This window comes from Sphingobacterium sp. MYb388, from assembly GCF_037479535.1.
Lineage (GTDB): Bacteria > Bacteroidota > Bacteroidia > Sphingobacteriales > Sphingobacteriaceae > Sphingobacterium > Sphingobacterium anhuiense.
This window is the reverse complement of record NZ_JBBGYV010000008.1, coordinates 204716-222112: the sequence shown is the minus strand read 5'-3', so window position 1 is coordinate 222112 and position 17397 is coordinate 204716. Positions and strand designations below refer to the sequence as shown.

Below are 17397 nucleotides of genomic sequence, written 5' to 3'. Positions count from 1 at the left end.
TTTTTTGACGTAGTTTCAGTCCAGTTTGACGAAAATAAAAGTGATTTTTGAGGTCTTTTTTTTCGTGTTATACCGTTTTTTGAAACGGTATAAAAACTGTATTTATGCGCTGATATTTAGCTTTTTGCCTGCTTTTTCCTCAAGTAATTTTCAATTAAATGTAGCGGGCTGGCTATGTGGAAAACTTTTTTGTGGGTAAAAGTGGGTAAAAGTGGGTGAAAGTGTATACTTTTACATTGAATTTGAAACCAATGTGTACAAAATGAGTTTTTTAATTGGCGAATATGAATGCAAGTTGGACACCAAAGGAAGAATGGTGTTGCCCGCTGCGCTCAAAAGGCAATTGCCTGATGTTGAGCGTGAGGGACTTGTGATCAATCGTGGATTTGAAAAACATTTGGTGATCTATACGCGCGAGGAGTGGAATGCGATTACAGCTCGGTTAGCTCAGTTGAATCAGTACGTTGAAAAAAATAGGATGTTTATCCGAAATTTTACACGTGGTGCAACGGAGCTAAGTTTGGATGCTGCTGGTCGTGTTTTGTTGCCAAAGGGTTTGCTAGATTATTCAGGTATCACAGGTGAAGTTGTTTTGGCTTGCCAGGTTAATAAAATTGAAGTTTGGTCCAAAGACGGATATGAAGAGTTTATGAATGGAGATCTTGGAGAGGATTTTTCAGCTTTGGCCGAGCAGGTTATGGGAGGTTTTGATTTAGGAGGATTAGCGAATGGATAATGTTTATCACGTACCAGTAATGTTAAAAGAGTGCATGGATGCTTTGGCGATTAAGCCAAATGGTATTTATGTGGATGTTACTTTTGGTGGCGGAGGGCACTCAAGAGAAATTTTGAAACACTTGGGACCTGAGGGCAGGTTATTTGCTTTTGATCAGGATCCAGATGCATTAAATAATGTAATTGATGATGCTAGATTTACCTTGATCCATCAAAATTTTCGTTTCTTAAAAAACAATCTTCGTTTGAACGGGGTGAAGCAGGTGGATGGTATTTTAGCTGATTTGGGAGTTTCGTCTCATCAGTTTGATGCCGCTGACCGTGGCTTCTCTATTCGTTTTGATGCGGATCTGGATATGCGTATGGATCAGATTTCTGATGTTGACGCTCGTGCAGTATTAGCGACTTACGCTGAGGAGGATCTTCATCGTATTTTCGGAATGTACGGGGAGATCGTTAATGCAAAAACATTGGCAAAGACAATTGTGACAGCTCGTTTGACTGCTCCTATTAATACGGTTGCGGAATTAAAGGAAGCGATCAAGAAGTTAGTGCCTAGAGGGAAAGAGCATAAATATCATGCGCAGGTTTTTCAGGCTTTGCGTATTGAAGTTAATAAAGAGTTAGAAGCTCTGCAGGAGTTTTTATTACAGACGGTCGATGTTTTAAAATCAGAAGGACGTCTTGTGGTCATGTCTTATCATTCTTTAGAAGATCGCTTGGTTAAGAATTTTATGGCTAAGGGCAAGTTTAGAGGTGATGTAGAGAAGGACTTTTTTGGGAATGAAATAAAACCATTTCATGTTATCAGTCGTAAAGCAATTACGGCTAATGATACAGAACTGGTTGAAAATAATAGATCGCGTAGTGCGAAACTGCGTATTGCTGAAAAGTTGGAGATAGCTTAATGCTTTAATAAAGTGTCGAGATGGGCAAGAATACAATAAAACAGCAGGGATTAAGCGAGGAGCTTCAAGAGGAACTACAGGAAGCAGTTGAGGAAAAAGCCGAGGAGACCCAGAAGTTTCTGCGGACGCTACTTACTGCTGGTAATTTGTCTATATATTCCATCGTCAATTATCTGCCATTTATTGGGTTTGTAACACTGCTCATGTTGCTTTATATTACAAATAGGCATTTTGCGGAGCGTACGATTCGTAATATCGATAAGCTGGGGAAGGAAGTTAAAGAGTTAAGCTGGGATCATAAATCACTTTCGGCAGAACTCATGAAAATGTCCACTCAAACTGAAATTGCGAAACGTGTGGATTCTTTAGGTTTGAAAGAGCGGGTAGAGCCACCGATCAAGATCGAAATTGTAAAAGAAAAAAAGAAGTAGGAGACGTTTATGAATATCAGAACTACCATTCTATTTCGTGTTTATATCGCATTCGGTTTAATCGTCCTTGTGGCGATTGCTGTGTTTACGAAGCTTTTTCATTTACAGTATATTGACGGTGATAAATGGCGGGAGTTGTCAGATAGTTTATCCATTCAGGAGCGTGAAGTAGAGGCTGCTCGTGGAAATATCTACTCTAATGATGGAAGCTTACTGGCGACATCTGTACCTGAATACGAATTGCGCTTTGATGCTATGGCTATTCCGGAAGAGGAAAACGATTATTTCAATCTGAAAGTTGATTCTTTGGCGATTAAACTGTCGGGATTTTTTAAAGATAAATCTTCTAGACAGTATTTGACATTATTAAAACAGGCAAGAAATAAAAAGCAACGTTATGTCTTGATTAAGCGAGCTGTTTCGCATCAAGACCTGAAAGTTATTAGGAATTTTCCGTTGCTTAAAGCTGTTCGTGTTGGTAAAGAACGTTATCCTGGTGGTTTGATTACAGAGCGTCAGAATAAGCGTATTCTTCCGTTTGTTAATTTGGCTGCGCGGACAATAGGCTATAAAAATGTCAAAGAAAATATTCATGTTGGACTTGAAGGTGCCTATGGTGAATATATTGACGGAAAAAGTGGAAAACGCCTGATGCAAAGAATTGCAGGGGGTGTATGGATTCCTGTTAACCGTGATATTGAAGTGGCTCCTGTAGATGGGGCTGATATTATCTCAACCATTGATATCAATATGCAGGATATGGCACAAAGGGCCTTGGAGAAGCAGATGATAGCAAGTAATGCTGATGAAGGTTGTGTTGTGATGATGGAGGTTAAAACGGGAGAAGTTCGTGCTGTTGCAAATTTTACGAAAGACAAAGATGGTGTCTACCGTGAAAAAATGAATATTGCGATTGCACAGAGTGCTGAACCAGGATCTACATTTAAACTAGCATCTTATCTGGCTGCTATTGATGATGGGTTGATCGATTCGAGTACTCATGTGAATGTTGGAAACGGAAACTGGCCGATCTACCGTCACACGATTAAAGATTCACATGCGCCTAAAAAATCAATAATGAGTGCGCAGGAAGCTTTTGAACAATCGTCAAACGTAGGTATTACGAAATTGATTTATGAGCATTATAAAGATAATCCAGGGAAATTTTCAGCTAAGCTGCATTCTTTTGGATTAGATCAGAAATTAAAATTACAAATAACGGGAGAAGGAGCTCCCTTGATAAAAACTCCAAAAAGTAAGAGTTGGAGTGGTCTGTCACTTGTACAAATGGCTTATGGCTACGAGCTAAAAGTGACACCATTACAGATGTTGACATTGTATAATGCCGTAGCGAATAATGGAAGAATGATTTCTCCGCTTTTTGTAAAAGAAATCAGACACCTAGGTAATACGGTTGAAAAATTTGAAGCAAGGGTTATTAATGAGAAGATTGCTTCTGATAAAGCCTTGGGACAAATTAGGGGAATGCTGGAAGGTACGATGAAAGATGGAACAGGGAAAACCTTGAGAAATCCATTGTATAGTTCCGGTGGTAAAACAGGAACGGCTCAAATGGCAGACGGTGCGATGGGATATCGTAATCGTAAATATCAATCTTCTTTTGCAGGATATTTTCCTGCTGAAGATCCAAAATATTCGATCATCGTGGTGATTCGAAATCCGAGAAACGGATATTATGGTGCGTCAACAGCGGGACCGGTTTTTAAAGAGCTAGCTGATATGGTGTATGCAAATGATTTGGATATGCACAGTGCTTTTAATAGAAAAAAACTAAATACGTCGGCCTTGAATACGAAGGCTTTAACATTAAAGGGATCGCGCGAAGCGACTCAGAAGGTGTACGAGCAGTTAGGTTTAAAAATTGTGAATTGGAATTCAATTGCACAGAATGATTCAACAAGTTCAACGCTTGGAGTTCCATTTGTGGAGTATCAAATAAAAGAGGGTGTAGTGCCAAATGTTATGGGAATGGGGTTGATTGATGCTTTGTTTGCTCTGGAGAATTCTGGATTTAAAACAAGCGTGATTGGAAAAGGAAAAGTGATTAAGCAATCTTTGATTGCAAGTCAAAAATTACCAATTGGTACAGGTGTAACAATAGAACTGAAGTAGAATGAAGAATTTAAAATCAATATTACATGCTATTCCTGTACAGGAGGTAGTCGGTCAACTAGATGTTGAGGTAGTATCGCTTTGCTTTGATTCGCGTCAGGTCGTGTTCGGAAGTTTGTTTATTGCCGTTAGAGGTGTACATACTGATGGGCATTTATTTATTGAAAAAGCAATTGCATTTGGAGCAAGAGCAGTAATTGTAGAAGAGTTGCCGACAGAGACGTTGGATTCTGTTGTTTATATTGTTGTAGCCGATTCAGCATTAGCTTTGGGTATTGTTGCATCTAATTTTTATGATAATCCGTCAAAGAAATTGAAATTGGTTGGCGTGACGGGAACGAATGGTAAAACAACTGTTGCAACGTTGTTGTTTCAGCTGTTTTCAGAATTGGGTTATCATGTTGGGCTTTTGTCAACTGTACAGAATCAGATCGGTGATCGTATTATACCTGCAACACATACAACTCCTGATCCTATTCAATTAAATCACTTATTGAGTGAAATGGTTGAAGAGGGATGTGATTACTGTTTTATGGAGGTAAGTTCGCATGCAGTAGTGCAACAACGGATTGCAGGTTTGAAATTTACAGGCGCTATTTTTACGAACATTACGCATGATCATCTAGATTTTCATAAAACTTTCAGTAGTTACATTAAGGCAAAGAAAAAGTTTTTTGATGATTTAGATACAGCAGCTTTTGCACTGACGAATGAAGATGATCGTAATGGACAGGTGATGTTGCAAAACACATTTGCTTATAAAAAGACATATGGCTTGCATTCTGGTGCAGATTTTAGTGCTAGAATTGTGGAAAGTCATTTCGATGGGATGTTGATGAACATCGATGGTCATGATGTTTGGGTGAAATTGGTTGGAGGCTTTAATGCTTATAATTTATTGGCAGTTTATGGAGCTGCTATTTTGCTGGAGCAAGAAACTGTTCGTGTATTGACTGCAATGAGTGTCTTGACTGGTGCAGAAGGACGTTTTGAAACCATGAAAGCACCGAATGGCGTCTTCGGAATTGTTGATTATGCACATACACCTGATGCTGTTGAGAATGTATTGCAGACCATTGAAAAATTACGTAATGAGAGTCAGCAGATTATTACGGTACTGGGATGTGGTGGTGATCGTGATAAAACAAAAAGACCCGAGATGTCACAGTCGGCATTACGTTATAGTGATCGTCTGATTATTACATCAGATAACCCAAGAACGGAAGATCCGCTTGTTATTATCAAAGAGATGGAAGCGGGTGTTGCTCCTGAGCAAAAGAGTAAAGTTTTGTCTATTGCCGATCGTAAAGAGGCTATCCGAGTAGCATATCAATTGGCTAAGCCAGGTGATATTATTGTGATAGCTGGAAAAGGACATGAAAAGTATCAAGAAGTGAATGGTGTACGCCATCATTTTGATGATAAAGAAATTTTAGAATTAACATTTAACGAAGAATAAGAATATGTTGTACCATTTATTCACATGGTTAAACGAATACGTGCACATTCCAGGAGCTGGACTGTTTCAGTATATTTCTTTCAGAACATCGATGGCGGTGATTGCATCATTGATCATCACGACTGTCTTTGGAGGAAAACTGATTCAGGTACTTCAGAATAAGCAAGTGGGAGAGACCATCCGTGATTTAGGATTAGAGGGGGAGAAAAAGAAACAAGGTACACCAACTATGGGTGGTTTGATTATTATTGCAGGTATTCTAATTCCGACTTTATTGTTTGCGAAGCTGACGAATATTTATGTCATCATTATGATCGTTGCTACACTTTGGATGGGAGCTGTCGGATTTTTGGATGATTATATTAAAGTATTTCGTCATAATAAGGAAGGTCTGGCTGGCCGTTTTAAGGTAATCGGTCAAACTGGTCTAGGTATTTTCATTGCATGTACAATGTATTTTCATCCAGAAATTGTCGTACGTCAAAATGTTGCATCACCTACTTCGACTAAACCTGTTGAGGTTGTGATCAATCAGAGTACCGGTGAGAAGACTTATGCAGAGAATGTGAAATCATCGAAAACAAATATTCCTTTTTATAAGAATAACGAATTTGACTATGCTAAAGTGTTTAAGGTATTTGGACTTAATAGTAATGTTTTAACGTTTATTGTATTCTTGGTCGTTGTAGTATTTATTGTGACAGCGGTATCTAATGGTGCAAATATCACAGATGGTATTGATGGTTTAGCAACGGGTACTTCTGCAATTATTGGTGTTACACTAGCCATTTTAGCTTATGTGTCCGGTAACGTTATTTTTTCAGACTACCTGAATATCATGTATATTCCTAATTCGGGAGAGCTTGTGATTTTTGCAGGTGCTTTTGTTGGGGCATGCGTTGGCTTTTTATGGTACAATACTTATCCTGCTCAGGTATTTATGGGAGATACGGGTAGTTTGGCTATTGGTGGTATTATTGCCGCTTTTGCGATTTTGATCCGTAAAGAACTGCTGATCCCGATATTGTGCGGTGTTTTCTTATTGGAACTGGTTTCTGTTATTTTGCAGGTTTCTTATTTTAAATACACAAAGAAAAAATATGGTGAGGGAAGACGTATTTTCTTAATGTCTCCTTTGCATCATCATTTTCAAAAGAAAGGTTATCATGAAGCTAAGATTGTAACCCGGTTTGTGATTGTTGGAATTATTTTGGCCATTTTGACCATCGTAACATTAAAAATTAGATAACAGTATGGCGAACATTTCATCAACATATTATCCACAGTCGGGAAAACTAATCGTTCTTGGAGCAGGTGAGAGTGGTGTAGGTACTGCTATACTGGCAAAACAGAAAGGTTTTGATGTTTTTGTTTCTGATATGGGAATGATTGCATCGCACTATAAAGTGCAGCTGGATGAAGAACAGATTACTTATGAGGAGGGCACTCATACCGAGAAACGTATTTTATTGGCGGATCTTGTTGTGAAAAGTCCCGGTATTCCGGAACATGCTCCTTTAGTCATTGCGTTGAAAGCTAAACATATTCCTGTTATTGCAGAAATAGAATTTGCTGCACAATATACCGACGCTAAATTGATCTGTATTACGGGATCAAATGGGAAATCGACCACTACCATGTTGACCTATGAGATGCTGAAGCATGCAGGTAAACATGTAGGATTAGCAGGAAATATCGGTAAAAGCTTTGCGCTGCAAGTCGCACGTGAGCAATTTGATGTTTATGTATTGGAAATTTCGAGCTTTATGCTGGATGATATGTACCAATTTAGAGCAGACATCGCTGTTATTTTGAATATTACCGCTGATCATCTGGATCGTTATGATTATAAGGTGGAGAATTACGTGGATTCTAAGTTTCGAATGATTCAAAATCAGACAAAAGACGATTACTTCATTTATTGTCTTGATGATCCACAAACAGCAGCAGGTTTAAAAAGACATCATACTGCAGCAATGCATTTGCCTTTTACACAGGAACAAAAAGTAGAATTTGGAGCATATTTGACTTCAATTAAAGATATTATAATTAACATACCTAATAGCGATACATTTACTATGAGAACGGAAGAGTTGTCTTTGACAGGGAAACACAATGTGTACAACAATATGGCTTCTGGCCTTATTGCTAAGGTTCAAGAGTTGAGAAATCAAGCTATGAAGGAAAGTATGAGCTCATATGTTAATATTGCACATCGTTTGGAGCAAGTAGCTTGTATAGGTGGCGTTAATTATATTAATGATTCAAAAGCAACCAATGTTAACTCGGTTTGGTATGCTTTGGAAAGTGTATCCACACCTATCGTTTTGATGTTAGGTGGCGTGGATAAGGGCAATGATTATGAAATGTTGCGCGATTTAGTTAAAAATAAAGTACGTGCTATTGTTTGTATCGGCAAAGATAATACGGCTATTCACGCCGCATTTGAAGATGATACGGAATTGATCGTAAACAGTTCTTCTATGAAAGATGCGGTGCAATTAGCATCTCATTTGGCTCAAAAAGGAGATACGGTATTGTTGTCACCAGCGTGTGCAAGTTTTGACTGGTTTAAAAATTACGAAGATCGCGGTGATAAATTTAAAGCCGCAGTGATGGAGTTGTAGTGGATATAGGTTTTATAAATCTAAAGTAATTAAATATGGTAGAGCATCTACTTTCTAAATTAAAGGGCGACCGTTGGATATGGATTATTGTAATCCTGCTTTCGGGCTGGTCTTTGTTAGCGGTCTACAGTTCTGTAGGAACGTTGGCATATAAAGAAGGTAAGGGAACAGAATTATATCTGTTCAAGCACTTCTCTTTAATTGCTGTTGGTTTTGTGTTGATGTATTTATCGCATAAACTGGATTACCGTTATTATGCAGGTATTTCCAAATTGTTGATGGCGATAACGGTTCCATTGCTTTTATATACATTGATTTTTGGAAGTAAGGTGAATGATGCAAGTCGTTGGGTTACGATCCCTGTGATTAATCAGACTTTTCAAACTTCCGATTTGGCAAAGTTGGCATTGATTACGTTCTTAGCTCGTATGTTGTCTAGGAAGCAAGAGGAGATAAAAGATGTCAAGAAATCATTTATTCCGATCATGGGTGCTGTTTGTGGTGTCTTTGTTTTAATTGCTTGGGCGAATATGTCTACAGCAATTATGTTGTTTGGGGTATGTGTATTACTGCTCTTAATTGGGCGTATTAGTTTTAAGCAGATCGCTATTGTATCTGCCGGTGTGGTATTGCTCGGAATAATTGTTGTTTCGATCGGTCCAAGACGAGCAACTTATTACAGTCGTGTCAAGTCTTTTATCGGGGTTGAAAAAGATAAACAGGAAGGTATGCCTGTTTCATTTCAGGATGATAAAAACTATCAGGCTAATAATGCGAAGATTGCAATAGCGACGGGAGGTGTTTTTGGTAAAGGACCAGGTAATAGTATTCAGAGAAATGTATTGCCACACCCTTATTCGGATTTTATATTTGCCATCATCATTGAAGAATATGGAACAATAGGCGGTGTCGTCTTAATTTTTCTATATCTCGCTTTGATGTATAGATGTATTCGTATTGTGACATTAAGCCCTAAAGCATTTGGTGCTTTTTTAGCCGCAGGGCTAGGCTTTAGTTTGACTATTCAAGCATTTGCGAATATGGCAGTAGCAGTAGGTTTGGGTCCGGTGACCGGTGTTCCGCTTCCCTTAGTGAGTATGGGAGGAACATCAATTCTATTTACCAGTATTGCATTAGGAATTATCTTAAGTGTAAGTAGAAATATTGAAGAGTTAAAAGGTAAACAGGAATTGGATGAACGACCAAAGGAAAAAAGAGTGGTCGTTGGTACGATTCCAGTATAAAAGATATAAAGAATGGCTATACGTGTGATCATAAGTGGTGGTGGTACTGGCGGACATATTTTTCCGGCAGTAGCAATTGCTAATGCACTAAAAGCATTGGATCCGCAAAATGAAATTCTTTTTGTTGGAGCTAACGGCCGTATGGAAATGGAGAAAGTTCCAGCAGCAGGTTATAAAATTGCGGGATTAGATATTCAAGGGATCAATAGACAACAGTTTTGGAAAAATATATTTTTACCGTTCAAGCTGTTTAAAAGCATGAACAAAGCACGTAAAATTGTCCGTGAGTTTAAACCTGATGTAGCTGTTGGTGTTGGTGGTTTTGCTTCTGGCCCCTTATTGATGGTAGCAAATCGATTGCATATACCAACACTCGTACAAGAACAAAATTCTTATGCGGGAGTTACCAATAAGCGCTTAGGAAATAAGGCAGCTAAGATTTGTGTTGCTTATGAAGGTATGGAACAATTTTTTCCAGCAGAGAGATTATTGTTAACGGGTAATCCGATTCGCCGTGCTTCTATTGAGATTGAAGGTAAGCGTGAAGAAGCGTTGGCCTTTTTTGGATTAGATGCTGATAAAAAGACAATTTTAGTCACGGGTGGCAGTCTAGGAGCACGTACTTTGAATGAAAGTGTAATGGCTTCTCTCGGGAAGTTTGATGATGCAAATATACAAGTGATATGGCAGTGTGGAAGTTACTATTTCGATAAATTAAGTCAAGAATTGAAAGATAAACTTTCTGGTCGTGTTCATATGCTTGCTTTCTTGCAACGTATGGATTACGCTTATGCAGCGGCTGATATGATTATTGGCCGTGCAGGTGCTGGAACGATCTCAGAACTATGTGTGGTTGGTAAGCCGGTAATATTGGTTCCTTCGCCCAATGTAGCGGAAGATCATCAAACAAAAAATGCGATGGCTTTGGTGAATAAACATGCGGCGGTATTAGTTAAGGATAACGAGGCAAAAGCAACATTATTTGACACAGCTATTGCTTTGCTCGGTAATGAATCTGAATCGAAAGCTTTGGCTCAAAATATAAAGAAATTAGCGCTTCTTGATGCGGACGTAGTCATTGCAAAAGAAGTTATAAAATTGGCAAATAAAAGGTAGAAATAATGAAAATTGACGCAATCAAACAAGTATATCTTATTGGGATAGGTGGAATTGGAATGAGTGGACTTGCTCGTTATTTTGCTCACTTAGGATGCGTAGTGAAGGGATATGATCGTACGGAAACGGAATTGACTAAAACATTAGTGTCAGAAGGAATTGAAATTTCGTATGTTGATGATGTCAATACGATAGATCCGATATTTAATATTTCTAATGAAGAAACATTAATCATTTTTACTCCTGCTATTCCTAAAGATTCTAAAATTAAACATCATCTGGAAGAAGTAGGGCATACGCTACATAAGAGATCTGAAGTTTTAGGCATCATTAGTGAAAGTCGTTTTACAATTGGTGTGGCGGGTACACATGGTAAAACGACAACTTCTACCATGGTGGCCCACATATTAAAGGATAGTGGTTTTGACTGCTCTGCTTTTCTAGGCGGTATCAGTTCCAATTACGATACAAATGTTTTGTATGGTAATAATGATGTGGTCGTCGTAGAAGCGGATGAATATGATCGCTCATTCTTAACCTTACATCCTAATATAGCTATTGTGACTTCAGCTGATGCTGATCATTTGGATATTTATGGTGATGCAAGCCAACTTTTGACGACTTTTCAAATGTATTTGGATCGAGTTGTTGAAGGTGGTACGCGTATTGTTAAGAAGGGTTTACCTTTTGAAAGTCAAATCTCGTATTCTGGACATGATGTTGCAGATGTTTATGCTTCTAATGTACATGTTAAAGATGGAGAATTTTATTTTGATTACATTTCAGGAGATGCAAAGATTGAAGATATTCATTTGGGAATACCGGGCACGCATAATGTTGAAAATGCTGTAGCGGCAATAACTGTTGCCCGTATTTTGGGTATTGCAGATGATAAAATAAAAGTTGCACTAACGAATTTTAGAGGTGTTAAAAGACGTTTTGAATATATCGTAAGAAGTCCGTCTGCTATTTATGTAGATGATTATGCACATCATCCGGAAGAGTTGCGTGCATTTTTGAGCTCGATGCGTAAGCTATATCCGAATAAGAAGTTGACAGTTGTATTTCAGCCACATCTCTTTACGAGAACCCGTGATTTTATAGAAGGATTTGCAGAAGTGCTTTCTATGGCAGATCGTGTACTACTTATGGAAATCTATCCTGCTCGTGAATTACCTATCGAAGGTGTAAATTCATCTTGGTTGTTGAGTAAAATCACGGCACCGGAAAAAGCTGTTGTTACAGCCGAGGAAGTATTGGCAATTGCTCAGTGTGAAAAACTGGAATTGTTGGTGACAGTTGGAGCTGGTGATATTGATAAATTAGTAAAACCATTGAAGGAAATTTTAGCACATGCTTAAATATTTACACAACATACGATGGAATCGCGTATTATATTTATCACTCTTTTTTTTAGGTGTGATAGCTGTAATCATTGTGATGTCCTTGGTCAATCGCAAAGATGACCTTCAAGTATGTCGTGAGGTAAATATTTTTATTGAAGGAAAAGAAGCTTTTATTGATCAAGGAGATATCTCTGCGCTTATCAGTAAAAGTTATGGCAATATAATTGGTAAGCCATTACTTGATATTCCTTTAGAAAAGATCGAAAAAACGTTGAAAAAGTTGCCTTACGTATCTAAGGCAACGGTTCATTTGGATATGGATGGTATTCTAGCCATTAATATCGCGCAACGGGAAGTCGTTATGCGTGTCATTAATAAGAATGGTCGGGAATATTATATCGATTTAAATGGATTGAAGGTACCAACTACATTGAAATATGTACCTCATGTCATGATTGCAACAGGTAATATTGAAGAGGGGTATAAGAATCCTTTGGATTCGATTAACTCTACACTGGTAAAGGATTTATTACGAGTGACACAGTTTATCGAAAATGATGAGCTGTGGAGCAATCAAGTTGTACAGGTATTTGTTAACAATGATAAAGATATTGAATTGGTACCTCGAGTCGGAAATCAGCAGCTTGTTATCGGCACTGCCGATTCTTTAGACCAAAAGTTTAGTTTGTTGCAGACATTTTATAAAGAAATAATCCCTAAAGTCGGGGTTGACGCTTACAATAAAGTGAATGTAAAATATGCAGGTCAAATTATTTGTGAAAAACGTGGTGTTTGGACATTTGATGATCTGCATAATCCGGAGAAGAAAGTAAAGAATAACACATTATAGTATACAGCATCAATACAGAATATTATGAATCCAAAATCAGCAGAAATCGAAAGAGAGAACCCAATTATTGTGGGACTCGATATTGGTACAACCAAGATTTGCGTTACAGTTGGAAGACGTAGTGGCGGAAATAAAATAGAACTTTTAGGCGTTGGTAAAGCAGATTCGGCAGGAGTAAGCCGAGGTGTGGTCGCGAACATTCAAAAAACGGTGAGCAGCATTCTTGAAGCGGTTGAAATAGCCGAAAATCAATCAAATGTTGATATCAAAGTGGTGAATGTTGGTATTGCTGGCCAACATATCAAAAGTATTCAACATCGTGGTATTTTTACCAAGACTGATAGCGATGATGAAGTTACAAGAAAAGATATTGAACGTCTTATTTCGGATATGTATAAATTAGTGTTGCCTCCTGGAGAAGAAATTATCCATGTGTTGCCGCAGGAATTTACGATCGATAATGAGCCGGGTATTCGAGAACCGATCGGTATGGCAGGACGTCGCATTGAAGCGAATTTCCATATTATTTCGGGACGTGTTACGGATATTCGAAATATTAAAAGATGTATTGATAATTCAAATTTAGAGGTTTCAGAATTAATTCTTGAACCTTTGGCATCATCTGAAGCTGTATTGGATGATGACGAAAAAAATGCTGGTGTTGTTTTAGTTGATATTGGAGGAGGTACTACAGACGTAGCGATTTTCCATGAAGGAATCATTCGTCACACTGCTGTAATTCCTTTAGGAGGGAATATCGTGACGGAAGATATTCGTCAAGGTTGTTCTGTATTGAGAAGTCAAGCTGAGTTGTTAAAAACACGATTCGGATCTGCATTAGCTGATGAAAATAAGGAAAACGAAGTAATTTGTGTTCCCGGATTAAAAGGTCGTGAACCTAAAGAGATTTCAGTAAAAAATCTTGCATACATTATTCAAGCACGTATGGAGGAGATTATTGAACATGTGTACTATGAGATCAAATCTTCTGGTTATGAAAATAAACTGATCGGTGGAATCGTTATTACTGGAGGTGGTGCCCAATTGAAACATTTGGTACAACTTGTTGAATATATCACTGGCATTGATTGCCGTATCGGTTTTCCTAATGAATACTTGGCAAAAAATGAAGTTTTGCCAAAGGCTTTGTATGAAGAATTGAAAAGTCCATTATATGCTACCAGTATAGGTTTGTTGATGAAGGGTATTCAGGCGCACGAGGATGAAGTAGAGACCAGAAGAGCGCCTAAAGTTGTAAAGAAGGATGTTGAGTCTGTGAAAGAGGTCGGCGAGCAACAACAGAAGGAGCATGGTTTGCTAACATGGTTCAAAAAATTAATGAAGGATGGCAATGAAATTGATGATGCCACTTTCTTGGATAAAAAATAGTTTTCAACACTTTATGTTTTTTTCCACATTTTAAACATTTGTGGAAAAAAATTGTTGAAAATATGTTATTATTACATTACGAATATTGAGTTTAGGTGAAGTTTGTACTGAAGTCATTATGAGTTAAATAGGGATAAGTTATGTCAATACAGTTTGAAATGTTAAAAGAACAATCATCAATAATTAAGGTTATTGGGGTTGGTGGTGGTGGCGGTAATGCCGTTAACCACATGTATAAACAAGGAATTAGTGGGGTAGATTTCATCGTGTGTAATACCGATGCTCAAGCTTTGGAGTTAAGTCCAATACCTAATAAAGTACAATTGGGTATGAGTTTGACAGAAGGTATGGGTGCTGGTGCAGATCCTGATGTAGGTGAAAATTCAGCTATCGAAAGTATTGACGATATCAAACGTATGTTAGGTACTAATACCAAAATGCTGTTTATTACTGCAGGAATGGGTGGTGGTACTGGTACTGGAGCTAGTCCCGTATTGGCAAAAGCAGCTAAGGAATTAGGTATTTTGACTGTTGCGATTATTACAACTCCCTTTACTTTCGAAGGTAAACGTCGCCGTTCGCAAGCCGAAGAAGGTTTATCTGAATTGCGTAAATATGTAGATTCGTATTTAGTGATCTCTAACGATCGTTTGAGAGAGATTTTTGGGAATCTTACCATGACAGCAGCTTTTGCAAAAGCTGATGATATTTTAACAACTGCCGCAAAAGGTATCGCTGAGATCATTACTATCCCTGGTTATGTAAACGTCGATTTTAAAGATGTGCGCACAGTGATGAATGATAGTGGTGTTGCCATTATGGGTAATGCTGTTGCTGAAGGTGAAGACCGAGCTATTAAAGCAGTTGAAGGAGCTCTTGCTTCTCCGCTATTAAAAGATAATGAAATTGAAGGTGCCCGTTATATCTTACTGAATATTACTTCTGGTTTAAAGGAAGTAACTATGGATGAGGTTGCTATTATTACTGATTATATTCAAGAGAAAGCTGGTCTTTCTGCAGATTTAATCTGGGGTAATTGTATTGATGAAAACTTTGGCGAGGAACTATCTGTAACAATTATTGCGACAGGATTCCAGACTTCTGAGGAAAGAGATATTGAACGCGAAAATACGAAAGTTACGATGCCTTTAACGGCTGCAGAACAAGTAGCATCTTTTGTTAAACCGGTTAATCAATTTGTACAGAAGGAAGTTACGAATACACCTCTTGTTAATCCTGTGCAAACAAATCCAGAAAACGTTTCAGCTCCTATCCCGACAAATGATTTGTTTTCTGCACCTAAAAATGTTGTTCAACAACAGGTTGCTGTTGAAGGGAATTCGATTATTCGTCATGAATTAAATTTTGAAGAAGTGGTCGAAGAAGAGGCTTCGTCAGCAAATCAGGGAAATGATTTCCAATTAAAAACTTCTCCTTCTGTATTTCAATTTCAGATGCCTACGGTATTTGACGATTACACTGCTGGATCTGTTTCTCCGCAAGAGGAGCAGGCAAATAATTTCTCTGCTTCTGTCAATAATAAAGCTGAAATAGAACAGGTGGAAGAGGAGCAAGTTTCTTTTGAAGATCAATTGGTACGTACAAAAGAACGTATTTTGAGATTGAAGGAGTTGAGTATGAAATTAAAATCTTCAAATGGTCTTCAGGAATTGGAAAATGAGCCAGCTTACAAAAGAAAGCAAATGTCATTAGATGATACGCCGCATTCTTCACAATCTCAGGTTTCCAGATTTACACTGTCTTTTGAAGATGGAAATACAGAAATTAGACCCAATAATTCTTTTTTACATGACAATGTAGATTAGTTTAATTTTGCATAAATAATATGAAAGCTATCTCGTGTGAGATAGCTTTTTTTTGTATCTTTAATTTTTACCATTTATATAGAAATACATTATATTTATGAAATAGCAATGTTGTAAAAACTCTAAAAAAGAGCATATGCATGGTTATGTCATAGAACCGATAAAAACAAGTAGTATAGATATGAATCGCAAATTGAATAATCCAATATGGGTGATGAGTTCAGCATTTGACAAGCTGGATTTAACTGAATTAATAGATAAAACAAAAGAAGTCGGAGCTTCAGGTATTGATTTATGTGTGTTTAGAAAAGATGGCACACGTCAGGATCATACGGCAACACATCTCAATTATGAAGGTTTTACAGCGGAGGATGCAAAACGTACAATAGAAGTTTTCAATCAGGCCGCTTTACATCTGTCTTTGGGGGCTTTCGAGAATATGATCGGTGGAGAAGAAGGTGAACGGGTTAAAAATCAGAATCATTTATTAAAACTTATTCGGATTGCTCATTTACTCGGAGGAGATGCCAATAATGTAAAAGTGGGGACTTTTGTTGGTTATAATCATGATCTTGGTAATCAGATAGATGGCTTTCAGAAAAATCTAGATGAGTACAAACGTGTTTTTGCACCAATTATTAAATATGCTGAAGATCTAGGGGTAACGGTATTGTATGAAAACTGTCCTATGGAAGGCTGGAGATCGTCGCGTTATAGCAGTACTTATAATAATTTGCCAGCAGTATTGGCCGCACGAAAATTGATGTATGAAATGATACCAAGTAAAGCACATGGTGAAATCTATGATCCATCACATGATGTCTGGCAAAATACAGATCCAGTATCTGTTATCAATGCTATGGATATTGAGCGGTTACACCGTATTCATATCAAGACTACACGCAATTTAAGTACACAAGCGCGCACGGACTGGGGCGGTATGTATCCAATGCAGCATGTTGATGCTGACCTTGCTAAGGCTGCTAATATTGCAATTCCAGCACATGATTGGGATAGACATCATTACGAAGCCATGCTTCCTGGATTTGGAGGGTCAGATAGCATGGACTGGAGAGCATTTGTTGATACTTTGCAAAACCGCGCTTTTAACGGAGTTTTTGAAATAGAAAACGAAGCTAAAAATTCTAAAGATACAGGGGTTATGTCTGCTATCTTACAGGGCTTTAATACCTGTGTTAATTTCTTTGCACCAATGCTATGGGAACTGGATGAAAAGAGCGGGTATTCATATAAAAATGAACGTGACTTACAGATCGTACACGGAAAAGATATTCCTGTTGTAACAATTGATGAGTTATCTTAAAAAAATAGA

Annotated in this window: 14 protein-coding genes; all 14 read left to right on the top strand. The window is 37.8% G+C overall.

The features are described from left to right. Positions 1 to 262 precede the first annotated feature (262 nt). The 14 genes from mraZ to WH188_RS21355 all read left to right on the top strand — a co-directional run bounded on the left by mraZ (position 263) and on the right by WH188_RS21355 (position 17388). Entirely contained in the window at positions 263 to 736 is a 474-nt protein-coding gene (mraZ, locus tag WH188_RS21420; RefSeq protein WP_031288067.1) for a division/cell wall cluster transcriptional repressor MraZ, read from the top strand. Next, entirely contained in the window at positions 729 to 1643 is a 915-nt protein-coding gene (gene rsmH / locus WH188_RS21415; RefSeq protein ID WP_168128355.1) for a 16S rRNA (cytosine(1402)-N(4))-methyltransferase RsmH, read from the top strand. Before mraZ ends, rsmH begins: the two co-directional genes overlap by 8 nt. Positions 1644 to 1663: 20 nt before the next feature. Then, positions 1664 to 2074 carry an FtsL-like putative cell division protein gene (locus WH188_RS21410; protein ID WP_021189603.1) on the top strand — a complete coding sequence of 137 codons (411 nt, stop codon included), beginning with the start codon at positions 1664 to 1666 and terminating at the stop codon, positions 2072 to 2074. Positions 2075 to 2083: 9 nt separating this feature from the next. Then, positions 2084 to 4207, top strand: a complete 2124-nt coding sequence (locus WH188_RS21405; protein WP_021189602.1) for a penicillin-binding protein — start codon at positions 2084 to 2086, stop codon at positions 4205 to 4207. A 1-nt stretch (position 4208) separates the two neighbouring features. After that, positions 4209 to 5666, top strand: a complete 1458-nt coding sequence (locus WH188_RS21400) for a UDP-N-acetylmuramoyl-L-alanyl-D-glutamate--2,6-diaminopimelate ligase (RefSeq protein WP_168128356.1) — start codon at positions 4209 to 4211, stop codon at positions 5664 to 5666. Positions 5667 to 5670: 4 nt separating this feature from the next. After that, positions 5671 to 6915 carry a phospho-N-acetylmuramoyl-pentapeptide-transferase gene (gene mraY / locus WH188_RS21395; RefSeq protein WP_132772137.1) on the top strand — a complete coding sequence of 415 codons (1245 nt, stop codon included), beginning with the start codon at positions 5671 to 5673 and terminating at the stop codon, positions 6913 to 6915. Positions 6916 to 6919: 4 nt separating this feature from the next. Next, positions 6920 to 8293 (top strand): UDP-N-acetylmuramoyl-L-alanine--D-glutamate ligase, encoded by a 1374-nt coding sequence (murD, locus tag WH188_RS21390; RefSeq protein ID WP_168128357.1) that lies wholly within the window; start codon positions 6920 to 6922, stop codon positions 8291 to 8293. 35 nt (positions 8294 to 8328) lie between these two features. After that, positions 8329 to 9537, top strand: coding sequence for an FtsW/RodA/SpoVE family cell cycle protein (locus WH188_RS21385; RefSeq protein WP_021190261.1), 1209 nt, complete (start codon positions 8329 to 8331; stop codon positions 9535 to 9537). A 12-nt stretch (positions 9538 to 9549) separates the two neighbouring features. Next, complete coding sequence (gene murG, locus WH188_RS21380; RefSeq protein ID WP_168128358.1) at positions 9550 to 10653, top strand: undecaprenyldiphospho-muramoylpentapeptide beta-N-acetylglucosaminyltransferase; 1104 nt, start codon at positions 9550 to 9552, stop codon at positions 10651 to 10653. Positions 10654 to 10658: 5 nt separating this feature from the next. After that, positions 10659 to 12014 carry a UDP-N-acetylmuramate--L-alanine ligase gene (gene murC, locus WH188_RS21375; RefSeq protein ID WP_168128359.1) on the top strand — a complete coding sequence of 452 codons (1356 nt, stop codon included), beginning with the start codon at positions 10659 to 10661 and terminating at the stop codon, positions 12012 to 12014. Continuing rightward, positions 12007 to 12849 carry a cell division protein FtsQ/DivIB gene (locus WH188_RS21370; RefSeq protein WP_021190259.1) on the top strand — a complete coding sequence of 281 codons (843 nt, stop codon included), beginning with the start codon at positions 12007 to 12009 and terminating at the stop codon, positions 12847 to 12849. Before murC ends, WH188_RS21370 begins: the two co-directional genes overlap by 8 nt. Before the next feature lie 24 nt (positions 12850 to 12873). Beyond that, entirely contained in the window at positions 12874 to 14238 is a 1365-nt protein-coding gene (ftsA, locus tag WH188_RS21365) for a cell division protein FtsA (RefSeq protein WP_132844597.1), read from the top strand. Between the two features lie 140 nt (positions 14239 to 14378). Next, entirely contained in the window at positions 14379 to 16064 is a 1686-nt protein-coding gene (ftsZ, locus tag WH188_RS21360; RefSeq protein ID WP_168128360.1) for a cell division protein FtsZ, read from the top strand. Between the two features lie 181 nt (positions 16065 to 16245). Beyond that, positions 16246 to 17388, top strand: coding sequence for a sugar phosphate isomerase/epimerase family protein (locus WH188_RS21355; protein WP_168128361.1), 1143 nt, complete (start codon positions 16246 to 16248; stop codon positions 17386 to 17388). Positions 17389 to 17397 lie beyond the last annotated feature (9 nt).

What these genes read in the sequence shown, in the direction of transcription:
- murG (WP_168128358.1), top strand. Translation starts at nt 9,550, where the DNA reads ATGGCTATACGTGTGATCATAAGTGGTGGTGGTACTGGCGGACATATT.
- murD (WP_168128357.1), top strand. Translation starts at nt 6,920, where the DNA reads ATGGCGAACATTTCATCAACATATTATCCACAGTCGGGAAAACTAATC.
- ftsZ (WP_168128360.1), top strand. Translation starts at nt 14,379, where the DNA reads ATGTCAATACAGTTTGAAATGTTAAAAGAACAATCATCAATAATTAAG.
- mraZ (WP_031288067.1), top strand. Translation starts at nt 263, where the DNA reads ATGAGTTTTTTAATTGGCGAATATGAATGCAAGTTGGACACCAAAGGA.
- WH188_RS21405 (WP_021189602.1), top strand. Translation starts at nt 2,084, where the DNA reads ATGAATATCAGAACTACCATTCTATTTCGTGTTTATATCGCATTCGGT.
- murC (WP_168128359.1), top strand. Translation starts at nt 10,659, where the DNA reads ATGAAAATTGACGCAATCAAACAAGTATATCTTATTGGGATAGGTGGA.
- ftsA (WP_132844597.1), top strand. Translation starts at nt 12,874, where the DNA reads ATGAATCCAAAATCAGCAGAAATCGAAAGAGAGAACCCAATTATTGTG.
- mraY (WP_132772137.1), top strand. Translation starts at nt 5,671, where the DNA reads ATGTTGTACCATTTATTCACATGGTTAAACGAATACGTGCACATTCCA.
- rsmH (WP_168128355.1), top strand. Translation starts at nt 729, where the DNA reads ATGGATAATGTTTATCACGTACCAGTAATGTTAAAAGAGTGCATGGAT.
- WH188_RS21355 (WP_168128361.1), top strand. Translation starts at nt 16,246, where the DNA reads ATGAATCGCAAATTGAATAATCCAATATGGGTGATGAGTTCAGCATTT.
- WH188_RS21400 (WP_168128356.1), top strand. Translation starts at nt 4,209, where the DNA reads ATGAAGAATTTAAAATCAATATTACATGCTATTCCTGTACAGGAGGTA.
- WH188_RS21410 (WP_021189603.1), top strand. Translation starts at nt 1,664, where the DNA reads ATGGGCAAGAATACAATAAAACAGCAGGGATTAAGCGAGGAGCTTCAA.
- WH188_RS21370 (WP_021190259.1), top strand. Translation starts at nt 12,007, where the DNA reads ATGCTTAAATATTTACACAACATACGATGGAATCGCGTATTATATTTA.
- WH188_RS21385 (WP_021190261.1), top strand. Translation starts at nt 8,329, where the DNA reads ATGGTAGAGCATCTACTTTCTAAATTAAAGGGCGACCGTTGGATATGG.